The sequence below is a fragment of the Rubritalea tangerina genome, from assembly GCF_042683245.1.
Lineage (GTDB): Bacteria > Verrucomicrobiota > Verrucomicrobiia > Verrucomicrobiales > Akkermansiaceae > Rubritalea > Rubritalea tangerina.
Window position 1 is genome coordinate 14,214 of record NZ_JBHUJB010000031.1, and the last position, 20,190, is coordinate 34,403.

A 20,190-nucleotide genomic window follows, 5' to 3' on the forward strand; every position below is an offset into this window, starting at 1 on the left:
AACAGTGATTCGCCCCAGCTGAATCCCGCTTGATCATTCTGAAAATCTGGCGTAGGTAGCCGGTAATGAACGCGCAATTACCTGATGCCAGTGGCCACTTTGGCACCTATGGTGGGATGTTTGTCCCTGAGACCTTAATGGCACCACTGCAAGACCTTGCTGCGGAATACGAGAAGGCGAAGGCTGATCCGTCATTCCAGGAAGAACTTGACTATCTATTACGCCAGTATTGTGGACGTCCGACGCCATTGTACTACGCGGAGCGCTGGACAGAGCTTCTTGGCGGAGCGAAAATTTATTTGAAGCGTGAGGATTTGCTGCACACAGGTGCGCACAAGATTAATAATGCGATTGGTCAGATTTTGTTGGCTAAGCGTATCGGCAAGCAACGTATCATTGCTGAGACAGGAGCTGGCCAGCATGGTGTGGCGACTGCGACTGTTTGTGCGCGCTTCGGCATGGAGTGTATTGTGTACATGGGAGCGGTTGATATGGAGCGCCAAGCGCTGAATGTTGCGCGGATGCGCCTATTAGGTGCTGAGGTTAGAGCTGTAGAAACTGGGCAGGCGACGCTCAAAGACGCAGTCAATGAAGCGATGCGTGACTGGGTTGCGACTGTGGATCACACGCATTACATTCTGGGTTCTGCATTAGGCTCACATCCGTTTCCTATGATGGTGCGTGATTTCCACAGAGTGATTGGTCTAGAAGCGCGCGAGCAAATTCTGGAACAAGAGGGTCGCTTACCTGACTTGTGTGTGGCTTGTGTGGGCGGTGGCTCAAACGCGATCGGATTATTCCACCCATTCGTGGAGGATGAGAGTGTTGCCTTGATGGGGGTGGAAGCTGGAGGAGAAGGCATCGTCAAGGAGCGCCATGCAGCTCGCTTCCAAGGGGGCAAGTTAGGAGTGCTTCAAGGGACGAAGACTTGGTTGTTGGCAGATGAGGATGGCCAGATTGAGTTAACTCACTCAGTCAGTGCTGGACTTGATTATGCCGCGATTGGACCAGAGCATGCGTATTTAAAGGACATTGGCAGAGCTGATTATTCTTACGCCACTGACGACGAGGCATTGGCTGCGTTTCAGGAATTAGCCTCATCTGAGGGGATTATTCCGGCGTTAGAGAGTTCTCACGCGATGGCTTACGTGAGCAAGGTGGCACCTACGATGGAGAAAGATCAAATTATCATCGCGAACCTCTCTGGGCGTGGTGACAAGGACATGGAGCAAGCTGCGAAGCATCTTGAGCTTTGATAGAGGGAGGGGGCCACGGTGGTGAGGAATTCACCGTGGCTTTGTTGAGTGGGGCTTACTCGGTGGAGTAGTTGATTAGGATCATTTTTTCTTGGGTCATATCGTGGACTGTTTGCTCGATACCACCCAAGCCTAGTCCTGAGGTTTTGCGGCCACCAAAGGGCATCCAATCGACTCGGAATGCCGTGTGGTCGTTGATCATGACAGCGGTTGCGTCGAGTTGGGAAGCCGCTTGCATGGCAGTGTCGATATCTTGAGTGAAGATAGAAGATTGGAAGGCGACATTGAGTCCATTGGCATCTTGGATTGCATGGTCGAGGTTTTCATAACCATAGAGGCATAGTACTGGGCCGAATACTTCTTGGGTGCTTACTTTGCTATTTTTGTTAGGTGAGAGGAGGATGGTGGGGGCGTAGGTTGTTTCAGATAGAATTTCTCCTCCACAGAGTAGAGACGCACCTTCTTCGATGGCTTCTTCTACCCATTGGTGGACGCGCTGGACTTCGTTAGGAGTAATAAGGGGGCCCACTTGAGTTTCGTGCTCTAAGGGGTCACCTACGATGAGTTGTTCAGCTGCTTCTTTTAGGAGCTCTGCGAGTTGGTAAAGAATAGTCTGTTGGATGTAGACACGTTGGACTGAGACGCAGACTTGGCCAGCGTGGTAGAAGCCGCCTTTCGTGAGGGATGGAACGACTTTTTTGAGGTCTGCATCGGGCTCTATGATTGCGGGGGCGACACCTCCGTGCTCGAGTGCACAGCGGGTGCCGGGAGCGATTTTACTACGCAATGACCAACCCACACGGCCGGAACCAATGAAGCTGAGGAAGTTGACACGCGGGTCGGTAGCAAGACTTTCAGCGACTGGGGCCTTACACAGGGCTACTTGGCACCAGTCAGTTGGGAGGCCAGCATCGATGAGAATATCTCGAAATGCGATGCATGAGAGTGGGGTGGTGCCAGCGGGTTTGACGATGACTGGGCAGCCGGCGGCGACGGCTGTAGCCACTTGGTGGACAATGAGGTTGAGTGGGTGGTTGAATGCTGAGATGGCGACCACGACACCTATAGGTTCACGAGATGTGTGTGCTAGGCGGTGTGCTGAAGCTGGAGTGTGGCCCATGGGGACTGGACTACCGGTGAGGGAATTAATGGCTTCGGCGGCAAGTTTGACGCCTTCGATTGCTCTATTGACTTCAACCATGGTGTCGGCCCAGGGCTTCCCTCCTTCTCTAGCGGCTTGTTGTGCGAGGGTATTACGGTGCTCTAACATCAGCTCGGCAGCTCTTTTCAGAATCGAGTGGCGTTCCCAAGCTGGGAGCTGGTTGTGTTTGTCATCAGCAAGTGTTCGCGCCGTAGTGAGGGCTTTATCAATAGCTGAGTCATCTAGCAGAGGAAGCTCAGCAATGAGTTCTTGTTGATAGGCTGAGTATACTTTGAGTGTGTTAGACATGGTTAGAGGATGCAGGTTTTTTCCTTAAGAAGGACATTAAGAATAGAATGGTTAAGTGAATAGTCGACTGAGAGGTCAATGAGGTGGACGCCTTTTGTTTGGAGGCATGATTCCAGAGTGGATTCAAATTCTTCTGAGGACGTGGGTTTGTGGCCGATAGCTCCGTAGCTTTGGGCATAGGTGACGAAATCTGGGTTTTGGTAATCGAGGCCAAAGTTTTGCATTCCCATGCCTTCTTGTTTCCACTTGATCATGCCGAAGGCACTATCATTGAGAATGATGACGGTCAGGTCGATGCCTTCACGGACGGCGGTCTCTAATTCTTGAGAATTCATCATGAAGCCACCATCGCCGCAAACAGAAACAACTTTTTTATTAGGGTTGAGCATTTTGGCGGCGATTGCGGAGGGGAGTCCGGCTCCCATGGTTGCGAGAGCGTTATCGAGCAAGAGTGTGTTAGGAGCATAGCATGGGTAATTTCTGGCGAACCAGATTTTGTAGACCCCGTTATCGAGCGTGATGATATCACGGTCTGAGAGGAGTTTGCGCATGATAGTGACGATGCGTTGGGGGAGCATGGGGAAGCGTTGATCGTTGGCGTATTTATTGAGGTGGAGGCTGACTTCTTGTTTAATTCTCTGGAAGTAAGTGAAGTCCCAGGGGGGATTGTTGTTTGTGAGACGTTTGGTTAGGCCTTCGACGCTGGAGCTGATATCACCGACGACATTGAGGTCTGGGAAGTAGACATCATCGACTTGGGCGGCAAAGTAGTTGATATGAATGACCTTGGTACCGCCAACTTCCATGAAGAATGGAGGTTTTTCGATGACATCATGACCGATATTAATGATGAGGTCAGCTCTGTTGATAGCGCAGTGGAGGAAGTCATTTGCGGAGAGAGCCGCGGTGCCGAGGTACTGTGGGCTGCGTTCATCGATGACACCTTTGCCCATTTGGGTGTTAAAGAAGGGAATTTCAGTACGTTGGATCAGCTCTGTTAGTGCTTGGCTGGTGCGTTTTCGGTTGGCACCGGCTCCTACGAGAATGAGCGGCATTTTAGCGGAGAGTACCATGTCGGCGGCACAATCGAGGCTTTTGGCGTCAGCATCAGGTCGACGGGCATTTACTGGAGGAAAGAGTCTTTCAGGTGTGTCTTCACTGGCGATGTCTTCCGGGAGTTCGAGGTGGACCGCGCCAGGACGTTCTTCGGTGGCGAGCCGGAATGCTTCACGCACGGCTGAAGGGAGGTTTTTTCCATCGACGATTTGCCGAGAGTATTTGGTGATGGGAGTCATGGTGCCGACGACATCGATGATCTGGAATCTACCTTGTTTGCTTTCACGGATGGGTTTTTGGCCAGTGATCATGAGCATGGGCATGGCGCCGAGCTGGGCGTAGGCTGCTGGGGTGACAAAGTTCGTTGCTCCGGGTCCTAGTGTGGCGAGGCAGACACCGGGTTTTCCAGTAAGTCGACCGAAGGTGGCAGCCATAAATCCGGCACCTTGTTCGTGGCGGGTGAGGACGAGTTTGATAGAGGAATCTTTGAGTGAGTCTAGGAAGTCGAGGTTTTCCTCGCCCGGGATTCCGAAGATTGTGTCGACGCCTTCGTTTTCGAGGGCTTTGATAAAAAGGTCGGATACTTTCATTAGAAGTTAGGGGTTTAGGATGAGAGTCCGGTGAGTCAGAATTTATTCTGAGTAAGGTCGCATTGATGAGTCTATCATGCGCAATGGAGGCAGACTAAATAAATTGTCACTTTATCATCAAATCCTTGTGTGAGGTAGGGCGGGGGAACGGTGATCTCTCGAGCTAATGCACTATTCAGGGATCTGTGAGATGTTTGAGGGGGGAGTGGTTGTTGGGGCAAAGTTAAAAAAATGGCAAAAATGTGTGTGTGCTGATGTCTTGGTGGCGCTATAGGTGCATGCAAATGAATCGATTTTTGAAATTTGGGGTGGTGGCGAGCACGCTGTGTGTGGCTCAGGGGCATGTTATGGCGAAAGGAGCTGATATTTTGTTAGTGACTTCTCCAGAGTTAGAAGCGAGTTGGTCTGCGTATGTTAAGTGGAAGGGTGAGGTGATGGGGAAGCCGACAAAGGTCATGACGACGGCTCAGATCGAGGAGGCGTATGATGGGGTGGATCTTCAGGAAAAGATTCGGGTTTGCGTAAGGGAACACATTGACAAGATGGGCACTCAGTGGGTGGTCCTAGGTGGGGACAGTGAGCCAAATGGAGGAGGGGTGGTGCCAGATCGTGACACCGTGCATGAGACTCGATGGGGAAAGAATTCTGATATTGCGACGGATATTTACTATCTCTCAGCCACAAGTTGGGATGCTGATGGTGATGGCATCTATGGGGAATTTAAAGACGACAAGGAGGCGATCAGCTATCCGGATGGCAGTGTTGGGATTGGCCGCATACCGGTGCGGACTGCGGAGGAAGTGAAGGCGTACACCGAGAAGGTTGTTGCTTATGAATCTGTCTATCCAAAGGATGGGTTTAGAGACAGAATTGTATTCACCTGCACGGTTCCTAGCGCCTATGCGAAAGTGGTGCGTAGTTGGGATGACCACATCTCAAACGCGCTTCCAGCGGAAGCGAGGTATCAATATTTTTTAGATGCTAAGCACTGGGATGAAGAAGCAGGTAAGTACGCATTGATCCCCAAGAACTGGGTGTCGATGTTTAATGCCAAGCGTTATGGGAAGGTGCATTTACATGGGCATGGCCTGCATGGTTGTTGGGTATTAGATGGTCATAAACAGTTTACAAAGGATCATGTTGAGCAGTTAGGTAACAAAGGAGCTTACCCCGTTATTACTACAGTTTCTTGTTTTACAGGTCATTTTGACAGTGCGGAGGACCCTTGTATCAGCGAATCCATGCTGAGGGCTCCGAGTGCTGGGGCGATAGCTATTGTGGCACCATGTCGTGAGGGGAAGCCTCACTTTATGAATCCGAAGATTGATTTCCCGTTGATGGTGAAAGAAGGGAAGATGGATGGAACGACATCTACAATGGCCTTCTTCTGGGAGTTAGGTATCGGTGGTAAACTTAGTACTGGTGAGGCTCTGATGAAAAGTAAGGCAAGCATGTCAGAGAAAGCCAAGCAGTCAGCGATGTACCATATGTGTCTGTCAGAGATTAATTTGTTAGGAGATCCAACAATTGCAGTGCACCCGAAGTTAAGCGATCAATAACGTTTTCCGAAGATATCAATGCGGGTGAGGTGGAAGTAGTTAGGCGAAGAATCCTCTAGGCTCAATTTGAGGAATCGCGCTTTATGTCCTGAGCGTTCGATTCCAGCGAGTGAGATATCCCAATGTGATGGGGTGTCTTCGGCCTGCCAGACTTTTTGCCAATTTTGAGCATCATCTGAGACCCAGAGTGTGAGGCCACGGGCGCGAGCTTCATGGCGTCTACGGTTTTCAATGTATAGGGCATTGACGAGGCAAGGGCCGTGGAGATTGATGATGAGGGAGGGATTTTGTTCTTTATCTGTATGGAATGCATGGCCGTCACCGGGAGCTCTGCCTTTGAAGAGCTTATCGATGTTATCTTCGGAGCCACTCGAGGCTGAGGCAGTGGCGTGGTCTTTCGAAATATTTGTGCCGAAGCTACGAGCACGGAGTTTAGAACGTGAGGGGAGAACGAGGCGGGCGGGTTGTCCTGCGGCACGTTCGCCGTAGCTGAGTAAGGACTTGTTGTCGGGGTTTCTGGGGTCCAGAGCGTAAGCTTTGAGGTAGGTTTGGTAGGCATCCTCGTATGCGTTTTCTGCAACTTGAAGGCGGCCTTGAGCACCGAGGATAAATGCCAATTGTGCGGGGGTGAAATGTGGGTTGGAAAGGTGTTTTTGGACGAGCTGGTGAGCCTCATCTCGCTTTTTGTCATTCACGAGGCCTGTGATTTTTCTGATAAATTCCCAGCCATTGAATTGTGCTTTAGCGATGTGTCCGGCTTGGTCACTGGGGTCGATTTTTTTGAGTGTTTCGAATGCCTTTTTATCGCGGTGGATGGGGAGAGCAAGGAGGGCGCCAAGGGCGTCAATTTGCGCTGGGGTATTTTGGGACTTTTCGGCTTCACGAGCTTGGAGCCAGAGCGACTGCCAAGATTGTTCTAGCTGGAGGAGGTGGGCAAGATGGTTTTGGAGGGTACTGGGGGTGGCTAGATTACGGAAGCTTTGGCCTTGATAGGTTTTTAGAAGCTGTCCATCTGAGGAATAGAGCTGGATGGCGGGGTAGGACTTAATGGGTTTAGCTTGCCAGCCTTTAGTGAGTTCACCGCGTTTTTTTTGTTCCTCTTTATCGAGTTGTTGTTCTACGTGGACTTCGGTTAGGACGAGGTCATGTTTGATAGATTTGAAGAGTGATGCGTGGTTCCAGAGTTTGTCACGGAAGCGTTCACTGACTGGATGCCAAGAGGCACCGTGGACAAAGACGGCGATTGGGGCGTCGAGCTCTTTGGCTTTCTTTGCAGCTTCCACAAAGTTTTTACTACGTATGGTGGCAGCCTGAGTGAGACAGCACGTTGCGATTGTGAGGAAGATGGTGAAGACTTTCATATTAGGATGCCGGGCCGAGTGGGCAGATGGCTTTGTTGTAAACTTTTGTTGGGAGCTAGAATTTGTAAGTAAGCTCAGTGCGGCAGTGTGGATCTAGTGCATTAAATGCGTTAGTTTTGTTTTTTGCCGTAGGTGAGGAATTTAATGAAGTGGAGTGGTTGTCCATTCGGGTGGGAGACACGGACGTAGCCGGCATCGATTTTTTTCTCAGCGAGTGGGATTCGATTCACTTGTGAGACATTTTTGAAGGTGTGGACATCTGTCCAGTCTTTGCCATTGCTGGATGTTTGTAGGATGGCGCCATTGAGTCGGCCAACATGACCATTTCTAGTGATGATGACCACGCCACTGAGTCTTCCGAAGTTTCCGAGTTGGACTTGGACAAAGGGTTTGTTGGATCCGGTGTGGAATGAGCCGCCATAGTTTTCGATCACTCCCCAGTGGCGGGCGGGGTTATCCCAACGGTTACCAGGCTGGTCGATCTGCATCGTACCACCTGAGCTAAGGAGGATTCCGGGGAAGCGCTCGTGTTCGACTTTAGATTTCTCGTAATTTTTTTGAGTGAGCTTGCCGATATATTGAAAGGTGGCTTTATCTTCGCGTTTAGCGGCATCTGGGAGGACGCTTTTCGCCATGGTGTCGATGACGGCGCTGAAGTCACCGTTATTAGATTTGCTGAGTCCTTTTCCGAGGGAGGCAATAAATGCCTGGCGGCGTTCGGGGTCTTTATCGACGCGTTTGAGTTGTTCCTCGAAGATGACTGGGGTGAAGATATTGTCTTTGGCGTGGATACCGAAGATGCGGACGACGTATTTATCTTGTTCTTGGGTATCTTTACTGAGGAGTTTGAGTTGTTGGTTGAGTGCTTGGGCATAGTTCCAGCGTGCAAGGCCCCAACCAGAGATTGCTTGTTGGAAGGCGAGCAGAGTTTCTTTACGCTGGCTGAGGTAATTGGGGGCAGGATCTATGATGTGGGGGTAGATATGTTTTTCAAATAAGTGCCAAGCCACCTCTCCTGAATGGGGGGCTAGGAGTTTAAGTGCTTCATCGTGGAGGGCTTTCCACTGAGCCTTGGTGGCATTTTGTTGTTGGTAGATTTCAGCTGTTAGGAGCCAATTTTGCCAATCGAAGGGGTTTGTTTTACGGGCATCCTTGAGGCTTTGGAAGGCGTTTGGTATTTGGCGCTTGGAGATTTGGAACTGGGCGAGGCGGCGTAGGTCCGCGGCTTTGTAGGCAGCTTTGAGGTTTTCTTGTCCTTTATTATTGAAGACGTGCCACCCCCAGGATCCACCGTAGTAGCTGGAGTGGAGTCCACGTTTCCAGGAAAGGGAATAGGCGGGTTGCCAGTGGTGGGGTTTGGTCATGACGGTGTATGCGCAATGGCCTGGCTCGCCCATGGTGGCTGCCGGAACTCCATTGGCGATGGCAGCAGCAGCTCCGAAGTTTGAGAGTGAGCCACAGACTCCACCGACTTTGCGAATCATTTCCGCAGCACTAGTGTAGCTTTCGCGGAAAGGTTGGTAGTACATGGGGCCATGAATGCTATCGCCGAAGGGGTTGAGTAGGATCCAACGCGCATACCAGCAGGCACCCGTATAGCGTTCAGATGGGAGGCAGACTTCAAGGTTTTGGTATTCTAGTGACTCAATGTGGTTGAGGTGGCCGTGTTGTACACCGCGTGCGAGGTAGCGGCGTTGGAATGGCGTGAGTTCTGCGTACATCGAGTTGAGCAGGCCGAGTTTGGATTTTTCACTAAAGTATTGGTACCTTTGAATGGCAACTTGAGCGTCCCAGTTCTTACGTGGCGCTTCAAGTGCGCAGGCAGTAGCCATGGCTCTGTCGATGGAAGTTTTAGTGAGATCAGGATCCCCTTTCCAAATTTCAAAGAGAAGCTTGAGGACGGTGGATGGCTGCGCGATCTCTCCTGAATCGAGAAGCTCGCGTTGCCAGGCTGGTGAGGAACTGAGGGCTTCCGAGAATGCAGTCGCTTGAGGACCAGATAGCTGAGTCTCGTCAATGAGTTGAATGGTAGCTTGTTTGAGGAGTGCTTCAGCAGAGGGTTGGGCTGCCCAGCAGAGGGTGCTGATACAGAGCAACAGAGAGATGATGTGCTTCATAGTGTTGGGTATGCCCGTTATTACAGGTTTGGGAGGGGCGGTATTAGCAATTATTTTGACATCATCTATGTTCTTTAGGTGAACAGTTTGGGGCAAAAAAATACCCAGAAGCGCTTGGCTACTGGGTATAGAAAAAATGGGTAGGTTTCTACAGCTTGTTTAGTCTTCGACTTCTACGATCATATTGATTTCCACAGAAACATTGAGCGGAAGAGCTGCGACTCCACATGCGGTGCGTGAATGTTTCCCAAGCTCACCGAAAATTTCTACTAGGAGGTCAGAGCAACCGTTGATGACTGTTGGGTGACCAAAGAAGTCTGGCTCAGAGTTTACGAAGCCATTGACGGTGACGATTTTTTTTACTTTGTCGAGAGAGCCAATAGCATCTTTTACAACGGCAAGTCGGTTGAGGGTGACAAGGCGAGCTGCTTCTTGTGCGGTTTCAATGGATGTGTCTGTGGGGACTTTACCTTGGTAGGTTTCTTCAACAGGGGGAATCCCTCCTGCAAGGAAGAGTAAGTTTCCACTGCGAGTGTAGTTTAGGTAGGATCCAGCGGGTGCCGGAACCTCTGGAAGTGTGTAGCCGAGTTCGGCGATGCGTGATTCGATACTCATAATGCTGTGTCTTAGTGCTTCGGGAAGGAATCCTCTGAGCGGTTTATGATAGAGATATTTCAGCTAAGATGCTGGCGTGAGCGGTTTAGCTGAGTGTTATTTTTTCTTAGCCAGTGCGGCAGCGACGAAGCCAGCAAAGATTGGGTGTGGCTTGTTCGGCTTTGATTGGAATTCTGGGTGGAACTGTGCGCCGATATAGAATGGGTGATCCGGGATTTCGACGATTTCTACCAGCCCTTGGTCTGCAGAAACTGAGCTCACTTTGAGGCCGGAACCTTCAATTTGCTCGCGGTAAGCAGGGTTGAATTCGTAGCGATGGCGGTGGCGTTCGGTGATGAGCTCTTCACCATAAAGTTCGAATGCTTTGGTGTCTTTGTAGACGACCGAGTCACTGGCACCGAGGCGCATGGTAGCACCCATATCGACGACCCCTTGTTGTTCTTCCTGAAGTGAGATGACTGGGTGGGTAGTTTCTTTGTCGAATTCGGTAGAAGTGGCTCCCTCTAGACCGCAGACATTGCGGGCGAATTCGATGGTAGCGATTTGCATACCGAGGCAGATACCGAAGTATGGGACGCCATTTTCGCGGGCAAATTGGGCGGCGCGGATTTTACCTTCAGTTCCGCGGTCACCGAAGCCACCGGGGATGAGGATACCGTCGACGTCTTTTAGTTGGCCAGCTGGTCCTTCTTCTTCAATCTTTCCGGCATCGACACGGACCACTTTGACGCGGGTATCATGAGCTGCACCGGCGTGGACGAGGGATTCGTAGATAGATTTGTAAGCGTCTTGCAGTTCGATGTATTTACCGACGACTGCGATGGTGACTTCGTGGGTGGGGTTAATGACGCGGTCGACGAAAAGCCTCCAGTCTTCGAGGTCAGGAGTTTCGGATTCGAGGCCGAGGCGGTCACTAACGAGGCGGTCTAACTTATCGCGACGCAGGTCGAGCGGGCATTCATAGATGGTGTGATTGACATCGCGGAAGGCGACAACGTTCTTGGCTTCGACGTTACAGAACATGGCGATTTTGGCGCGGTTATCATCGTCGAGGTCGTGTTCTGTGCGGCAGACGATAATGTCTGGCACGATACCAATTTCACGTAGTTTAGCGACTGATTGTTGGGTTGGTTTGGTTTTAATTTCCCCAGCAGCTGCGATGTAAGGAAGGAGGGTGACATGGATGAAGCAGACGTTGTCGCGGCCGACTTCGAGAGAGAATTGGCGCAGGGCCTCTAGGAAAAGGTGGCCTTCGATATCTCCAGTGGTTCCGCCAATCTCGGTGATGATGACGTCTGCATCGCTCTTGAGGGTGACTTCACGGATACGGTCTTTGATGATATCGGTGCAGTGCGGGATGAACTGAACGGTTTTTCCGAGGTATTTGCCTGCGCGTTCGTTTTTGATGACATTCTCAAACACCTGTCCTGAAGTGATATTATTGAGGCTGGAGCATTCGCAGTTTGTGAAACGCTCGTAGTGGCCGAGGTCGAGGTCAGTTTCAGCACCGTCAGCAAGGACATATACTTCGCCATGTTGGTATGGTGACATCGTACCAGGGTCGACATTGAGGTAGGGGTCGAACTTTTGGATAAGCACGTCGAGGCCGCGGTGCTCGAGCAAAGTGCCTAGAGAGGCAGCTGCTAGTCCTTTACCGAGTGATGAGACGACGCCGCCGGTGACGAAGATGTATTTTGTTGGGTGTGCCATGAGGAACTATGTGTGTGTGATTAGTGTGAAGAAATTTGTGAGCTGAGGAAGGTTTCGAGTGCCTCAGCTTGTTCGGGGGTATCGACGCCACCAGAAGTGTCGTCAGTGATAATGACTTTGATGCGCGCGCCATTTTCTAAGGCCCGAAGTTGTTCGAGTGATTCAGCGAGTTCGAGTGGCGAGGGGGGCCATTGGACGAACTGATGGAGAAAGTCTTTACGGTAGGCGTAGATTCCCTTGTGTCGGTAGTGGGTTAATTCTGGGCTTTCACTACGTTGGTAGGGCAATGGGGAGCGCGAGAAGTAGAGAGCGTCGCCATTGAGCTTGAGTACACATTTTACGACATTGGGGTCAGCCATGAGTTCTGGGCTGTCGATGGGGTTGGCAGCGGTGGCCATAGCGAGATCGCTGTCAACGAGCAAGACCTCAGCGAGTTCATCGATAAGGCTTGGTTCAATGAGTGGTTCATCACCTTGGATATTGATGATGTGTGTGGCGTTAGGAACACCGTTGGCAGCCTCAGCGATACGGTCTGTGCCGGTAGGGTGGTCTGATGAGGTCATCACGACCTGAGCTCCAAATGTTTGGCAAGCATTGGCAATGCGTTCGTCATCAGTAGCGACAATGATACCGTCCAGTTTGGTGCACTCCTGACAACGTTCCCAGACGTGTTGCACAAGCGGTTTGCCCGCAATGATATGCAATGGTTTACCCGGGAAGCGGGTGGAGGCCCAACGAGCTGGAATGATCCCTAAAACAAATTGGCTAGAGTCTGTGTCCACGGTATGAGCTGCGGCAGACTAGGGGGGGACCTTAGTACGCGCAAGGTTCTTTTGAGAGAAAATCTATAAATCTAAAAGCCTTAATCTCAGGGGTGTTCTAACAGATTAAACAAGGCCTTCATCATCGATAAAATTGAGAGCTTTTTGGAGGCTTTGCTGTTGGAGGAAGTGGTGTAGGCGTGGGTCGATTTCAGCTTGGTAGTTGTTATGCCACGTGGTGATTGACTCACTTATAGACTGGAGGAGTTGGAGTTGTTTTTCTGGTGCGGAGGTTCTGAGGGAGGAATCGGTGATGACGCTGAGTCTTTGTTCGAGGAGGCGTTTAAGTTCTTTGTAGGGTGCATTCATAGAGGAAGTGGAGCTAGTGAGGTATTTAAGTAATGTAAAGTAATTCGTATCGACGTGAAGTAGAGGAGTTGCTAGGGTGCGCGTCATGAATGAGGTAGCTGAGCAATTTTCGTTAATCGATTGGGGAGTGGTGTTTGGTTACATGATACTGACGACCTTGATTGGGCATGCATTGAGAGGGCAGCAGGCTACCATCAAAGATTTCTTTTTAGGAGGGAAATCGCTTCCTTGGATGGCGGTGAGTGGTTCGATTATTGCGACTGAGATCAGTGCGTTGACTTTCATTGGGGTGCCTGGGGGGGTGTATGCGCTCAGTGGTGATTGGACGTATTTACAGTGGGGGATTGGTTCGATCATTGCTCGATTCATCGTGGGGTATTACTTGGTGCCCATTTATTACGAGAAGGAGATATTTAGTCCCTATGATTTTATGGGAGGCAGGTTGGGTGAAGGGGTAAAGAAGTTAGTGACCATCTTGTTTTCGCTTGGATCGATATTGGGACAGAGCGTGCGGGTTTTGGTGACGGCGATTATTTTGCGTGCGGTGACTGGTTTTGACATGACGAGTTGCATATTGGTGATTGGGCTCTTTGCGGTGGTATGGACGTTGATGGGGGGGATGCGTACGGTGATATGGACTGACGTGATGCAATTTGGGGTTTTCATCATTGGTGGCTTTATTGCATTTGTGTGGTTGTGGTCGGTGTGTGGTTGGGCCAATGTCATTGAGTTGAACAGCACGGTGCAGGTGGGGGACGAGACGATCAACAAGATGCGGGTATTTGATTTCACGACAGATCCGGCAGTGAGCTTTACCTTTTGGGTAGCGATTATAGCGATGCCATTTCAGAATCTCGCGGCGTTTGGGACGGATCAGCTGAATGCGCAGAGGATCTTTTGTTGTGCGACTAAGGAGGATGCGAAGAAGGCGATAGTATGGAGTAGTTTTTCTCAGGTGATCACCTTGCTGATGTTGAGTGTGGGAGCTGGTTTATTTGCGTGGTATCAGCTGCATCCACCGAGTGAGGCTGAGGCCAAGTTATTTGCTGAGGACTCTAACTATGTCTTTCCAACTTGGATCGTCACGGTGCTGCCGACTGGGTTGAAAGGCCTGATCGTGGCGGGTGCCTTTGCAGCAGCTGTGTCTAGTTTGGACTCGATACTAGCAGCTTTGTCTCAAACATCTCTCTCAGCATTCTATGGTCAGAAGTATTTGGAGGAGCATGGGAATGACAGCAGCATGGTTAAGAAATCTCGTATTCTGGTTGTGATTTGGGCGATTTTCCTATCAGGGATGTCTATTTTTCTCAGTCACAACTATCTGGCAGAAGGGAGTGATAAGAATTTGATCGGTCTAGCATTTAGGATGGTGAGTTATACCTATGGGCCGATTCTGGCGATTCTGGTGATTGCATTGAATGCGAGGCGTATCCCATGGTCGTTTGCTGGGATTGTGGTAGGGACTGTTCTTTCTGTTGCGGCGAGCGCTTATGTGCAGGAAGATGTCTACAATTTGTTTAAAGCACTAGGTTTTGAGGGCTTGTCTGAATTAAGGCATAAGCGTCCAGAGATCAGCTTTGCTTGGTTTTACCCGATCACCACTTTTCTGACATTGTTTACCAGTATAGGAGTGGCCTTATTGTTTCCAGCTACCCGGAAGAAGGTTTCTTGAGTCGTAGCATTCGGTAGGAATGCTTGATGCTGAATTGGTACAATTGCTGCAAGAGGCTTTGAGATAAAGCTGACATATAGCTCAGGTGAGAGGCTGGGGTTGTTTCTTGCCTGTGCGGTATGGGAAATGAGGTATTTTTTTAAGCATAAAACTTTGAGTTAGTTACACCAAAAATTTAAAAAACTCCCCCTGTTAGGGTGTGTTCAAATGTGCTCTAATCATTGAAAAATATAGGTTTTCTAGGATTTTCAACGACTTGCGAACACTCGTTAAAAGTTAGTTTAGCGAAGTTAAATATCGGGGACGTCAAGCCTCTAAAAAAAAATGGCCGTGGAACCCTTGTGGAAACTCTAAAAAAAGTTTTGAGGGGGGATTTGTTTTTTAAAAAGTTTTCCCAATGTTGGGCGAAGGTGTGTACCAATTTCGTCACGTCGCAGCACCCGACAGGGAGAGGCTGCAAAACCCTCAGGAAAGAAATTACTACACGAGCGGAAGCTACAACAATGCGCGAACTACAATCCAAACCCACTACGAATGATGCATCAGAAAATCACACTACCACAGCAGGAGATCAAACGATCTGGAGAGCAGTTTCGACTCACTTACAGGAATTGTTAAGCCCAGATGCTTACCAGCGTTGGTTTGCTGGAGCTGAGTGCGGTGAAATTTCACAAAATGAGATTCGCATCGCGGTACCGAGTGATATTCACCAAGTTTGGATTGAGACTAACTTCATGCCTGAGCTTCAGGCGGCAGTGTCCAAGGTTCTCGACCCATCAGTAGTAGCCAAGGTTATGGTTGCCGGTGCGGAAGAGGCAGCTGCAGATAGTTCTGATGAGGCGAGTGGATCTGAGTATGAGATTAAGTTGCCGGCAGCAGATCAGGCAAATTTAGAAAAGAAGCTAAAGGGAGTGGGGCTCAACCCGCTATTCAACTTCAAGCGATTTGTGGTTGGGCAGAATTCCGAGTTTGCCCATGCAGCGTGTACGGCTGTGGCATCTGGCTCTGCAGTATCTTACAACCCATTGTTCATTCACGGAAGTTCTGGTTTGGGCAAGACTCACCTGATGCAAGCTGTCGGGAATCGCATTCTCTCTGAGAAGCCGAATGCGAAGGTGGTTTATCTCACGAGTGAGAAATTCACTAACGAGTTCATTGATGCGGTGAAGAAGGGGGACCTTGAGAAGTTCCGCAAGAAGTACCGGAAGGCCGATGTGTTGTTGATCGACGATATTCAGTTTTTGGCGGGCAAGGAGCGATCACAGGAAGAATTTTTCCACACCTTCAATACTTTATTAGATCTTCAGAGCCAGATTGTGCTCACGAGTGATAGGCCTGCATGTGAGATTAAGAATTTTGAGCCTCGCCTCATTTCTCGATTTGAGAGTGGGCTGACAGTGGAGATGCAATCTCCAAGGTTGGAGACTCGAGTGGCGATCTTGCGCAAGAAGATGGAGGACTGGGATGTAAAGCTATCCGACGATGTTATTCGTTTCTTGGCTGAGCGCATTCGCAGTAATGTGAGGCGCTTAGAGGGGGCTTTGGTTCGTCTAGCGACCTATGCTTCACTTGGTGGGACTACGATTGATATTGAACGTGCTGAGACCTTACTTCGTGACATTCTTCGCGAAGAGGGGTCTAAGCAGGTGAGTATTGATGCGATCCAGAAGGCTGTATCTGAGCATTTTGACATTCGCTTGGCAGACATGAGTAGTAGAAGGCGTCCTGCTAATATTGCTTTTGCCAGACAAGTTGCGATGTATCTGAGTCGCAAGATGACTCAAGCATCTTTGATGGAGATTGGTGATGCATTTGGTGGGCGAGATCACGGTACTGTAATTCATGCTGTCAAAAAGGTGGAGCAGCGCATCAACAAGGAATCGATGGTTAGAGATACTGTTGATTTACTCGATGCCATGTTGCAGAGATAAATTTTGCCTAAATCGAAAGAATAAGAAGGGCCCTCTATGTGAGGGTCCTTTTTTGTGTGATGGAGTGGTGAGGTGAGGGGAGGTATGAGGATTTAGTCGATGGAGTGGAACGAGAATCTTTGGCAATGTTAGGGATTTACGGGACAGAGTGGGTATACTACATATTGTGCCATTGTGAATAAAAATGGCCATATAGAGCAAAAGTGGTAGTTAGAGCTAAATGAGACTTGCGTTTAGTGGGGGAAAGTTCAATTTAATCCCGAACATCAAGTCGCCTGTCAGTGGCAGGGGGCAAAAAATCGGCCAAACTCATGAAATTTACGATCTCTAAGCAATCCTTTCTAGATGCTCTGCAACAGGTGCAGCACGTAGTAAGTAATCGCACGACTCTACCAATCCTCTCTAACGTTCTGATAGAAGCACAGGGGAGTGAGTTAAAGCTCACGACAACGGACCTTGATGTTGGGGTGAGTGGTACAGTGATGGCTGATGTTGAGAAGGAGGGGGCGACGACATTGCCCGCGAAGCGTTTGGTAAGCATCATTCGTGAGCTTCCAGCTGAGAACGTTGAGATTTCGATCGATAGTAAGAACTACGCGAGCATCAAATCAGGTCCGTCATTCTTCAAGATCATTGGTTTAGGCGAGGATGAATTTCCTCCATTACCTAAGTTTGAGGATGCCAAGGAATACAAGATGCCTCAGGATGTGCTTTTAGATTCTTTGAAGAAGACATCGTATGCAATTTCGACTGATGAGACACGATATGTGCTCAATGGTATTTATACATCTTTCAAGGATGGGAAGATCACACTTGTTGCAACCGATGGCCGTCGTCTTGCAATGGTTGAGAATGACCTTGAGTTTCCATCGAGCCATGAGGCAGATGTGATCATTCCATCTAAGGCTGTGCAGGAGCTTCAACGTCTTCTTTCTGATAAGGGAGATGTGATCATTAAGCTTACAGATAGCCAGGTTGCCTTTGAGATCAATGGTAGTTTGTTGGTATCGAAGTTGATTGAAGGGAATTATCCGAACTACCGTCAAGTTATTCCAAACAACACCTCTGAGCGTATTCAGGTGAGTCGCGATGCCTTCCTTGAAACGGTTAGACGTGTGTCATTGATTGCGTCTGACAAATCGAACTCAGTTAAGTTAGCATTTGGCGCTAACAGCATTGATGTCATGGCTAACACTCAAGACATTGGTGAAGCGACTGAGCGTATTGATGTGACTTATGCTGGTGCTGAATTTGCGATTGCATTCAATCCAGATTTCTTGATGGCTCCGCTTAAAAATCTAGATACTGACGATGTGTATTTAGATTTGATTGATGAGATGAGCCCTGGAGTGATTCGCATCGACGGGTCGTTCCTCTACGTTATTATGCCGATGCGAGTGACTAACTAAATGGTGACTCAATAAGATTTAAGAGATGCCGGTTGCCGTGAATGGCGATCGGCATTTTCATTTTAGAGGGGGATGGGGTAGAATTGCTTGATGAGGTTATATGTGATTCGGCATGCGAAGGCGGAGAATTTTGCGGGGTCTGATTTTGAGCGTGTCTTGACTGGACGTGGCAGAGAACAGGCATCAATGCTAGGGAAGTATTTATTGGAGAAATCGATGGTTCCTGATTTGGTGTTGAGCTCACCGGTGTTGAGGGCGAAGGAGACGGCGGAAATCATGTGTGAAGCGATGCAGATGGGTGCGCCTATCCTAGAGCCATTTTTAGCTTGTGGGATGCAAGCGGATGTGGCGAAGCGCGAATTGACGGCCTACAAGGACATTGAGGCTGTGGCTATTGTGGGTCACAATCCGGATTTAACCTATTTGATCCAAGAATTCAGTGAGGCGGCTGTGCTTCCATTTCGGGTGAAGAAGGGAAGTGTGACTATTCTAGAGCCCGAGGAGTTTGATGGTGAGTATCGCATTGAGGCGCATGAAGAGTTTTGATCTGATGGGATCGTTGGCAGTGCATTATAGCAAATCGCGAAGTGTTATCGCTCGTCGAGAGCGATTAGTTTTATTTGCTCTATGAAGCTGAGAGAGCGGGGAAGGGTTATTTCTCAGAGGCGACCCAATGATAGGTGAGGGATTGCATCTTTTTTAGCAGGGAGTTTTTATTGGGTACTGGGGCAGGCTGTTGGAAGCCGACCCAAATCACGGCAGTGAGGGAGTCTTTACTGGCAGCCGACCATAGGGATCGTCCTGAGAATGCGGCTGTGGTGTATGCTATTCCATCTTTGTATTTCAGGAGTTTTGCAGTTTCGAGGGCTGTGCCTTCCTGTATAGCTGGTGTGCTCTGGGCTGTGTTTTTGAAAAGTTCGCTGCCATCCGCTTTTGTGATGTGTTCTACAAAAAAGGTGTGTGGTCTTTTGCCGTTGTTAGCGATGGTGGAGAATGCAGTTGCAAGTTCTAGAGGTGAGCAGGTCCCGCTTCCATAGTGGATTTCAGGGAGATTGAAGGGAGAATTAAATCCGAAGCGTTTTGCTATGCGTTGGGTTTCTGCTGGATCTAGCTGTTTTCCAGTTTGAGATGGGTTGCCTTTGATAGGAAGCTTACCTCTCTCGAGGGCGGCGGCGTAAATAAAGGGGGTGAATGCGTCGCCGAGGTCTAGTTTTCCATCCAGCGCGATATTGAATTGGAGTGCTTTATAGTCACGACCTCCAACGAGGGCACGAATGGCACCAGTTTTGTGGTCGATTATGATGCAGGCAGCTTGAAGCTGTGGTTGCTTCGCTTCTATCAGCAGTTTTTTGATATCGTTCTCACACTGATGTAGTTTTTTGAGATCCAGAGCGCTTGTGATGGTGAGTCCTGCAGCCCGGATGTCTTTTTGGGCGAGTATTTCGTTCAGGTGGCGGTCGAGAGCTTTTAGTGCGTAGGGGTTTGCTGCTTCTAGAGGTTTTTTAGTGAGGGTAATTTTTTGGGGAAGCACGAGTGGTGAATTTTTGACGGCAGAGGCCTGCTCAGTGGTGAGTTTTCCGATGGTGAGCATACGGTCGATGACTTGATTGCGTTGGTTTTGAGCGGCAGCTAGGTCATTGAGTGGTGAGAAGATATGTGGTCCACGAATAATGCCTACAAGAGTAGCGGATTCGGAGAGGGTGAGGTCGGTGACTGATTTTTTAAAGTACTTACGCGATGCTTGTTCGATACCGTAGCAGCCTGAGCCGAAATAAATTCGATTCAAGTAGTAGGCCATAATTTCGTTCTTTGAGTAGGAACTTTCGATACGCAGGGTAAGTGCGATTTCTAGGAACTTACGATTGAGTGATTTGGCTCTTATATCGTATGTATTTCTAGCAAGTTGCATCGTTAGAGTTGAGGCACCTTGAGTAAAGGACATGTCCTTAGCATTGCGAAGTGTCGCTCGTATTAAGCCTTTGAAGTCTACTCCACAGTGGTGTTCGAAATTAGTATCCTCACGAGCGATAAGGGCATCGACGAGGTGTTGTGGGAGTTGGTCGTAAGTGATGAGCAAAGATTCCTTTGAGTCATTTCCTAGAAGAGGGGCTCCATTATGGTCAAGAAGGGTGTTTTGCTGTTGCTCCTCGGCTACTTTACTGAGGTCATACTTTTGAGCTTTGGAGTAATAATAGGAGGCTACAAGTAGAAGGATAACTAGGCCAATGAAGGCGCACTTTAGTCCGACCTTAAGGGCGAGCCTGAGCCATTCTGGAAGCCATTTGGCCATAGGGGACTTTCTATTTTGTGGTTTCCAAGCCATCTTAGTGAAAG

15 protein-coding genes are annotated in these 20,190 nt (G+C 49.3%); 6 read left to right on the top strand and 9 right to left on the bottom strand.

The features are described from left to right. Nucleotides 1-65: 65 nt before the first annotated feature. The gene (gene trpB / locus ACFSW8_RS06960) at nt 66-1,256 is read left to right on the top strand and encodes a tryptophan synthase subunit beta (protein WP_377090964.1); all 1,191 of its coding nucleotides are present in this window, start codon (nt 66-68) and stop codon (nt 1,254-1,256) included. A 55-nt stretch (nt 1,257-1,311) separates the two neighbouring features. On the opposite strand, the gene ACFSW8_RS06965 is transcribed toward trpB, so the two are convergent. Together ACFSW8_RS06965 and ACFSW8_RS06970 are read right to left on the bottom strand one after the other, a co-directional pair. Further along, nucleotides 1,312-2,706 carry an aldehyde dehydrogenase family protein gene (locus tag ACFSW8_RS06965; protein ID WP_377090963.1) on the bottom strand — a complete coding sequence of 465 codons (1,395 nt, stop codon included), beginning with the start codon at nt 2,704-2,706 and terminating at the stop codon, nt 1,312-1,314. Nucleotides 2,707-2,708: 2 nt separating this feature from the next. Then, nucleotides 2,709-4,352: an acetolactate synthase large subunit gene (locus tag ACFSW8_RS06970; protein WP_377090962.1), complete on the bottom strand. Its 1,644-nt coding sequence runs from the start codon at nt 4,350-4,352 to the stop codon at nt 2,709-2,711. Nucleotides 4,353-4,636: 284 nt separating this feature from the next. Here ACFSW8_RS06970 and ACFSW8_RS06975 point away from each other — a divergent pair, with 284 nt between their 5' ends. Next, nucleotides 4,637-5,911 carry a C25 family cysteine peptidase gene (locus tag ACFSW8_RS06975; protein ID WP_377177807.1) on the top strand — a complete coding sequence of 425 codons (1,275 nt, stop codon included), beginning with the start codon at nt 4,637-4,639 and terminating at the stop codon, nt 5,909-5,911. On the opposite strand, the gene ACFSW8_RS06980 is transcribed toward ACFSW8_RS06975, so the two are convergent. The 6 genes from ACFSW8_RS06980 to ACFSW8_RS07005 form a co-directional block, all read right to left on the bottom strand. Then, entirely contained in the window at nt 5,905-7,272 is a 1,368-nt protein-coding gene (locus tag ACFSW8_RS06980; protein WP_377090959.1) for a discoidin domain-containing protein, read from the bottom strand. The two genes, ACFSW8_RS06975 and ACFSW8_RS06980, sit on opposite strands and share 7 nt — an antisense overlap. Nucleotides 7,273-7,382: 110 nt before the next feature. Further along, entirely contained in the window at nt 7,383-9,389 is a 2,007-nt protein-coding gene (locus ACFSW8_RS06985; RefSeq protein ID WP_377090958.1) for a discoidin domain-containing protein, read from the bottom strand. A gap of 159 nt (nt 9,390-9,548) precedes the next feature. Continuing rightward, nucleotides 9,549-10,004: a RidA family protein gene (locus tag ACFSW8_RS06990; RefSeq protein ID WP_377090957.1), complete on the bottom strand. Its 456-nt coding sequence runs from the start codon at nt 10,002-10,004 to the stop codon at nt 9,549-9,551. A 96-nt stretch (nt 10,005-10,100) separates the two neighbouring features. Beyond that, nucleotides 10,101-11,714: a CTP synthase gene (locus ACFSW8_RS06995; protein WP_377090956.1), complete on the bottom strand. Its 1,614-nt coding sequence runs from the start codon at nt 11,712-11,714 to the stop codon at nt 10,101-10,103. A 20-nt stretch (nt 11,715-11,734) separates the two neighbouring features. After that, nucleotides 11,735-12,496 (bottom strand): 3-deoxy-manno-octulosonate cytidylyltransferase, encoded by a 762-nt coding sequence (gene kdsB / locus ACFSW8_RS07000; RefSeq protein ID WP_377090955.1) that lies wholly within the window; start codon nt 12,494-12,496, stop codon nt 11,735-11,737. Between the two features lie 105 nt (nt 12,497-12,601). Continuing rightward, the gene (locus ACFSW8_RS07005; RefSeq protein WP_377090954.1) at nt 12,602-12,931 is read right to left on the bottom strand and encodes a hypothetical protein; all 330 of its coding nucleotides are present in this window, start codon (nt 12,929-12,931) and stop codon (nt 12,602-12,604) included. Here ACFSW8_RS07005 and ACFSW8_RS07010 point away from each other — a divergent pair. The 4 genes from ACFSW8_RS07010 to ACFSW8_RS07025 all read left to right on the top strand — a co-directional run bounded on the left by ACFSW8_RS07010 (nt 12,930) and on the right by ACFSW8_RS07025 (nt 18,402). Next, nucleotides 12,930-14,516, top strand: a complete 1,587-nt coding sequence (locus tag ACFSW8_RS07010; RefSeq protein ID WP_377090953.1) for a sodium:solute symporter family transporter — start codon at nt 12,930-12,932, stop codon at nt 14,514-14,516. The two genes, ACFSW8_RS07005 and ACFSW8_RS07010, sit on opposite strands and share 2 nt — an antisense overlap. Nucleotides 14,517-15,019: 503 nt before the next feature. Further along, the gene (gene dnaA, locus ACFSW8_RS07015) at nt 15,020-16,447 is read left to right on the top strand and encodes a chromosomal replication initiator protein DnaA (RefSeq protein WP_377090951.1); all 1,428 of its coding nucleotides are present in this window, start codon (nt 15,020-15,022) and stop codon (nt 16,445-16,447) included. Nucleotides 16,448-16,758: 311 nt separating this feature from the next. Next, complete coding sequence (gene dnaN / locus ACFSW8_RS07020; protein ID WP_377090949.1) at nt 16,759-17,856, top strand: DNA polymerase III subunit beta; 1,098 nt, start codon at nt 16,759-16,761, stop codon at nt 17,854-17,856. Between the two features lie 90 nt (nt 17,857-17,946). Beyond that, a complete protein-coding gene (locus tag ACFSW8_RS07025) occupies nt 17,947-18,402 on the top strand; it encodes a SixA phosphatase family protein (protein ID WP_377091594.1) in 456 nt (151 codons plus the stop codon). A gap of 106 nt (nt 18,403-18,508) precedes the next feature. Here ACFSW8_RS07025 and ACFSW8_RS07030 read toward each other — a convergent pair whose 3' ends face one another. Next, nucleotides 18,509-20,146, bottom strand: a complete 1,638-nt coding sequence (locus ACFSW8_RS07030; protein WP_377177809.1) for a transglycosylase domain-containing protein — start codon at nt 20,144-20,146, stop codon at nt 18,509-18,511. Nucleotides 20,147-20,190: the final 44 nt, after the last annotated feature.

Bases quoted from the DNA above. Each gene is read 5' to 3' on its own strand.
- trpB (WP_377090964.1), top strand. From the start codon at position 66: ATGAACGCGCAATTACCTGATGCCAGTGGCCACTTTGGCACCTATGGT.
- ACFSW8_RS06965 (WP_377090963.1), bottom strand. From the start codon at position 2,706: ATGTCTAACACACTCAAAGTATACTCAGCCTATCAACAAGAACTCATT.
- ACFSW8_RS06970 (WP_377090962.1), bottom strand. From the start codon at position 4,352: ATGAAAGTATCCGACCTTTTTATCAAAGCCCTCGAAAACGAAGGCGTC.
- ACFSW8_RS06975 (WP_377177807.1), top strand. From the start codon at position 4,637: ATGAATCGATTTTTGAAATTTGGGGTGGTGGCGAGCACGCTGTGTGTG.
- ACFSW8_RS06980 (WP_377090959.1), bottom strand. From the start codon at position 7,272: ATGAAAGTCTTCACCATCTTCCTCACAATCGCAACGTGCTGTCTCACT.
- ACFSW8_RS06985 (WP_377090958.1), bottom strand. From the start codon at position 9,389: ATGAAGCACATCATCTCTCTGTTGCTCTGTATCAGCACCCTCTGCTGG.
- ACFSW8_RS06990 (WP_377090957.1), bottom strand. From the start codon at position 10,004: ATGAGTATCGAATCACGCATCGCCGAACTCGGCTACACACTTCCAGAG.
- ACFSW8_RS06995 (WP_377090956.1), bottom strand. From the start codon at position 11,714: ATGGCACACCCAACAAAATACATCTTCGTCACCGGCGGCGTCGTCTCA.
- ACFSW8_RS07010 (WP_377090953.1), top strand. From the start codon at position 12,930: ATGAATGAGGTAGCTGAGCAATTTTCGTTAATCGATTGGGGAGTGGTG.
- ACFSW8_RS07005 (WP_377090954.1), bottom strand. From the start codon at position 12,931: ATGACGCGCACCCTAGCAACTCCTCTACTTCACGTCGATACGAATTAC.
- dnaA (WP_377090951.1), top strand. From the start codon at position 15,020: ATGCGCGAACTACAATCCAAACCCACTACGAATGATGCATCAGAAAAT.
- dnaN (WP_377090949.1), top strand. From the start codon at position 16,759: ATGAAATTTACGATCTCTAAGCAATCCTTTCTAGATGCTCTGCAACAG.
- ACFSW8_RS07025 (WP_377091594.1), top strand. From the start codon at position 17,947: ATGAGGTTATATGTGATTCGGCATGCGAAGGCGGAGAATTTTGCGGGG.
- ACFSW8_RS07030 (WP_377177809.1), bottom strand. From the start codon at position 20,146: ATGGCCAAATGGCTTCCAGAATGGCTCAGGCTCGCCCTTAAGGTCGGA.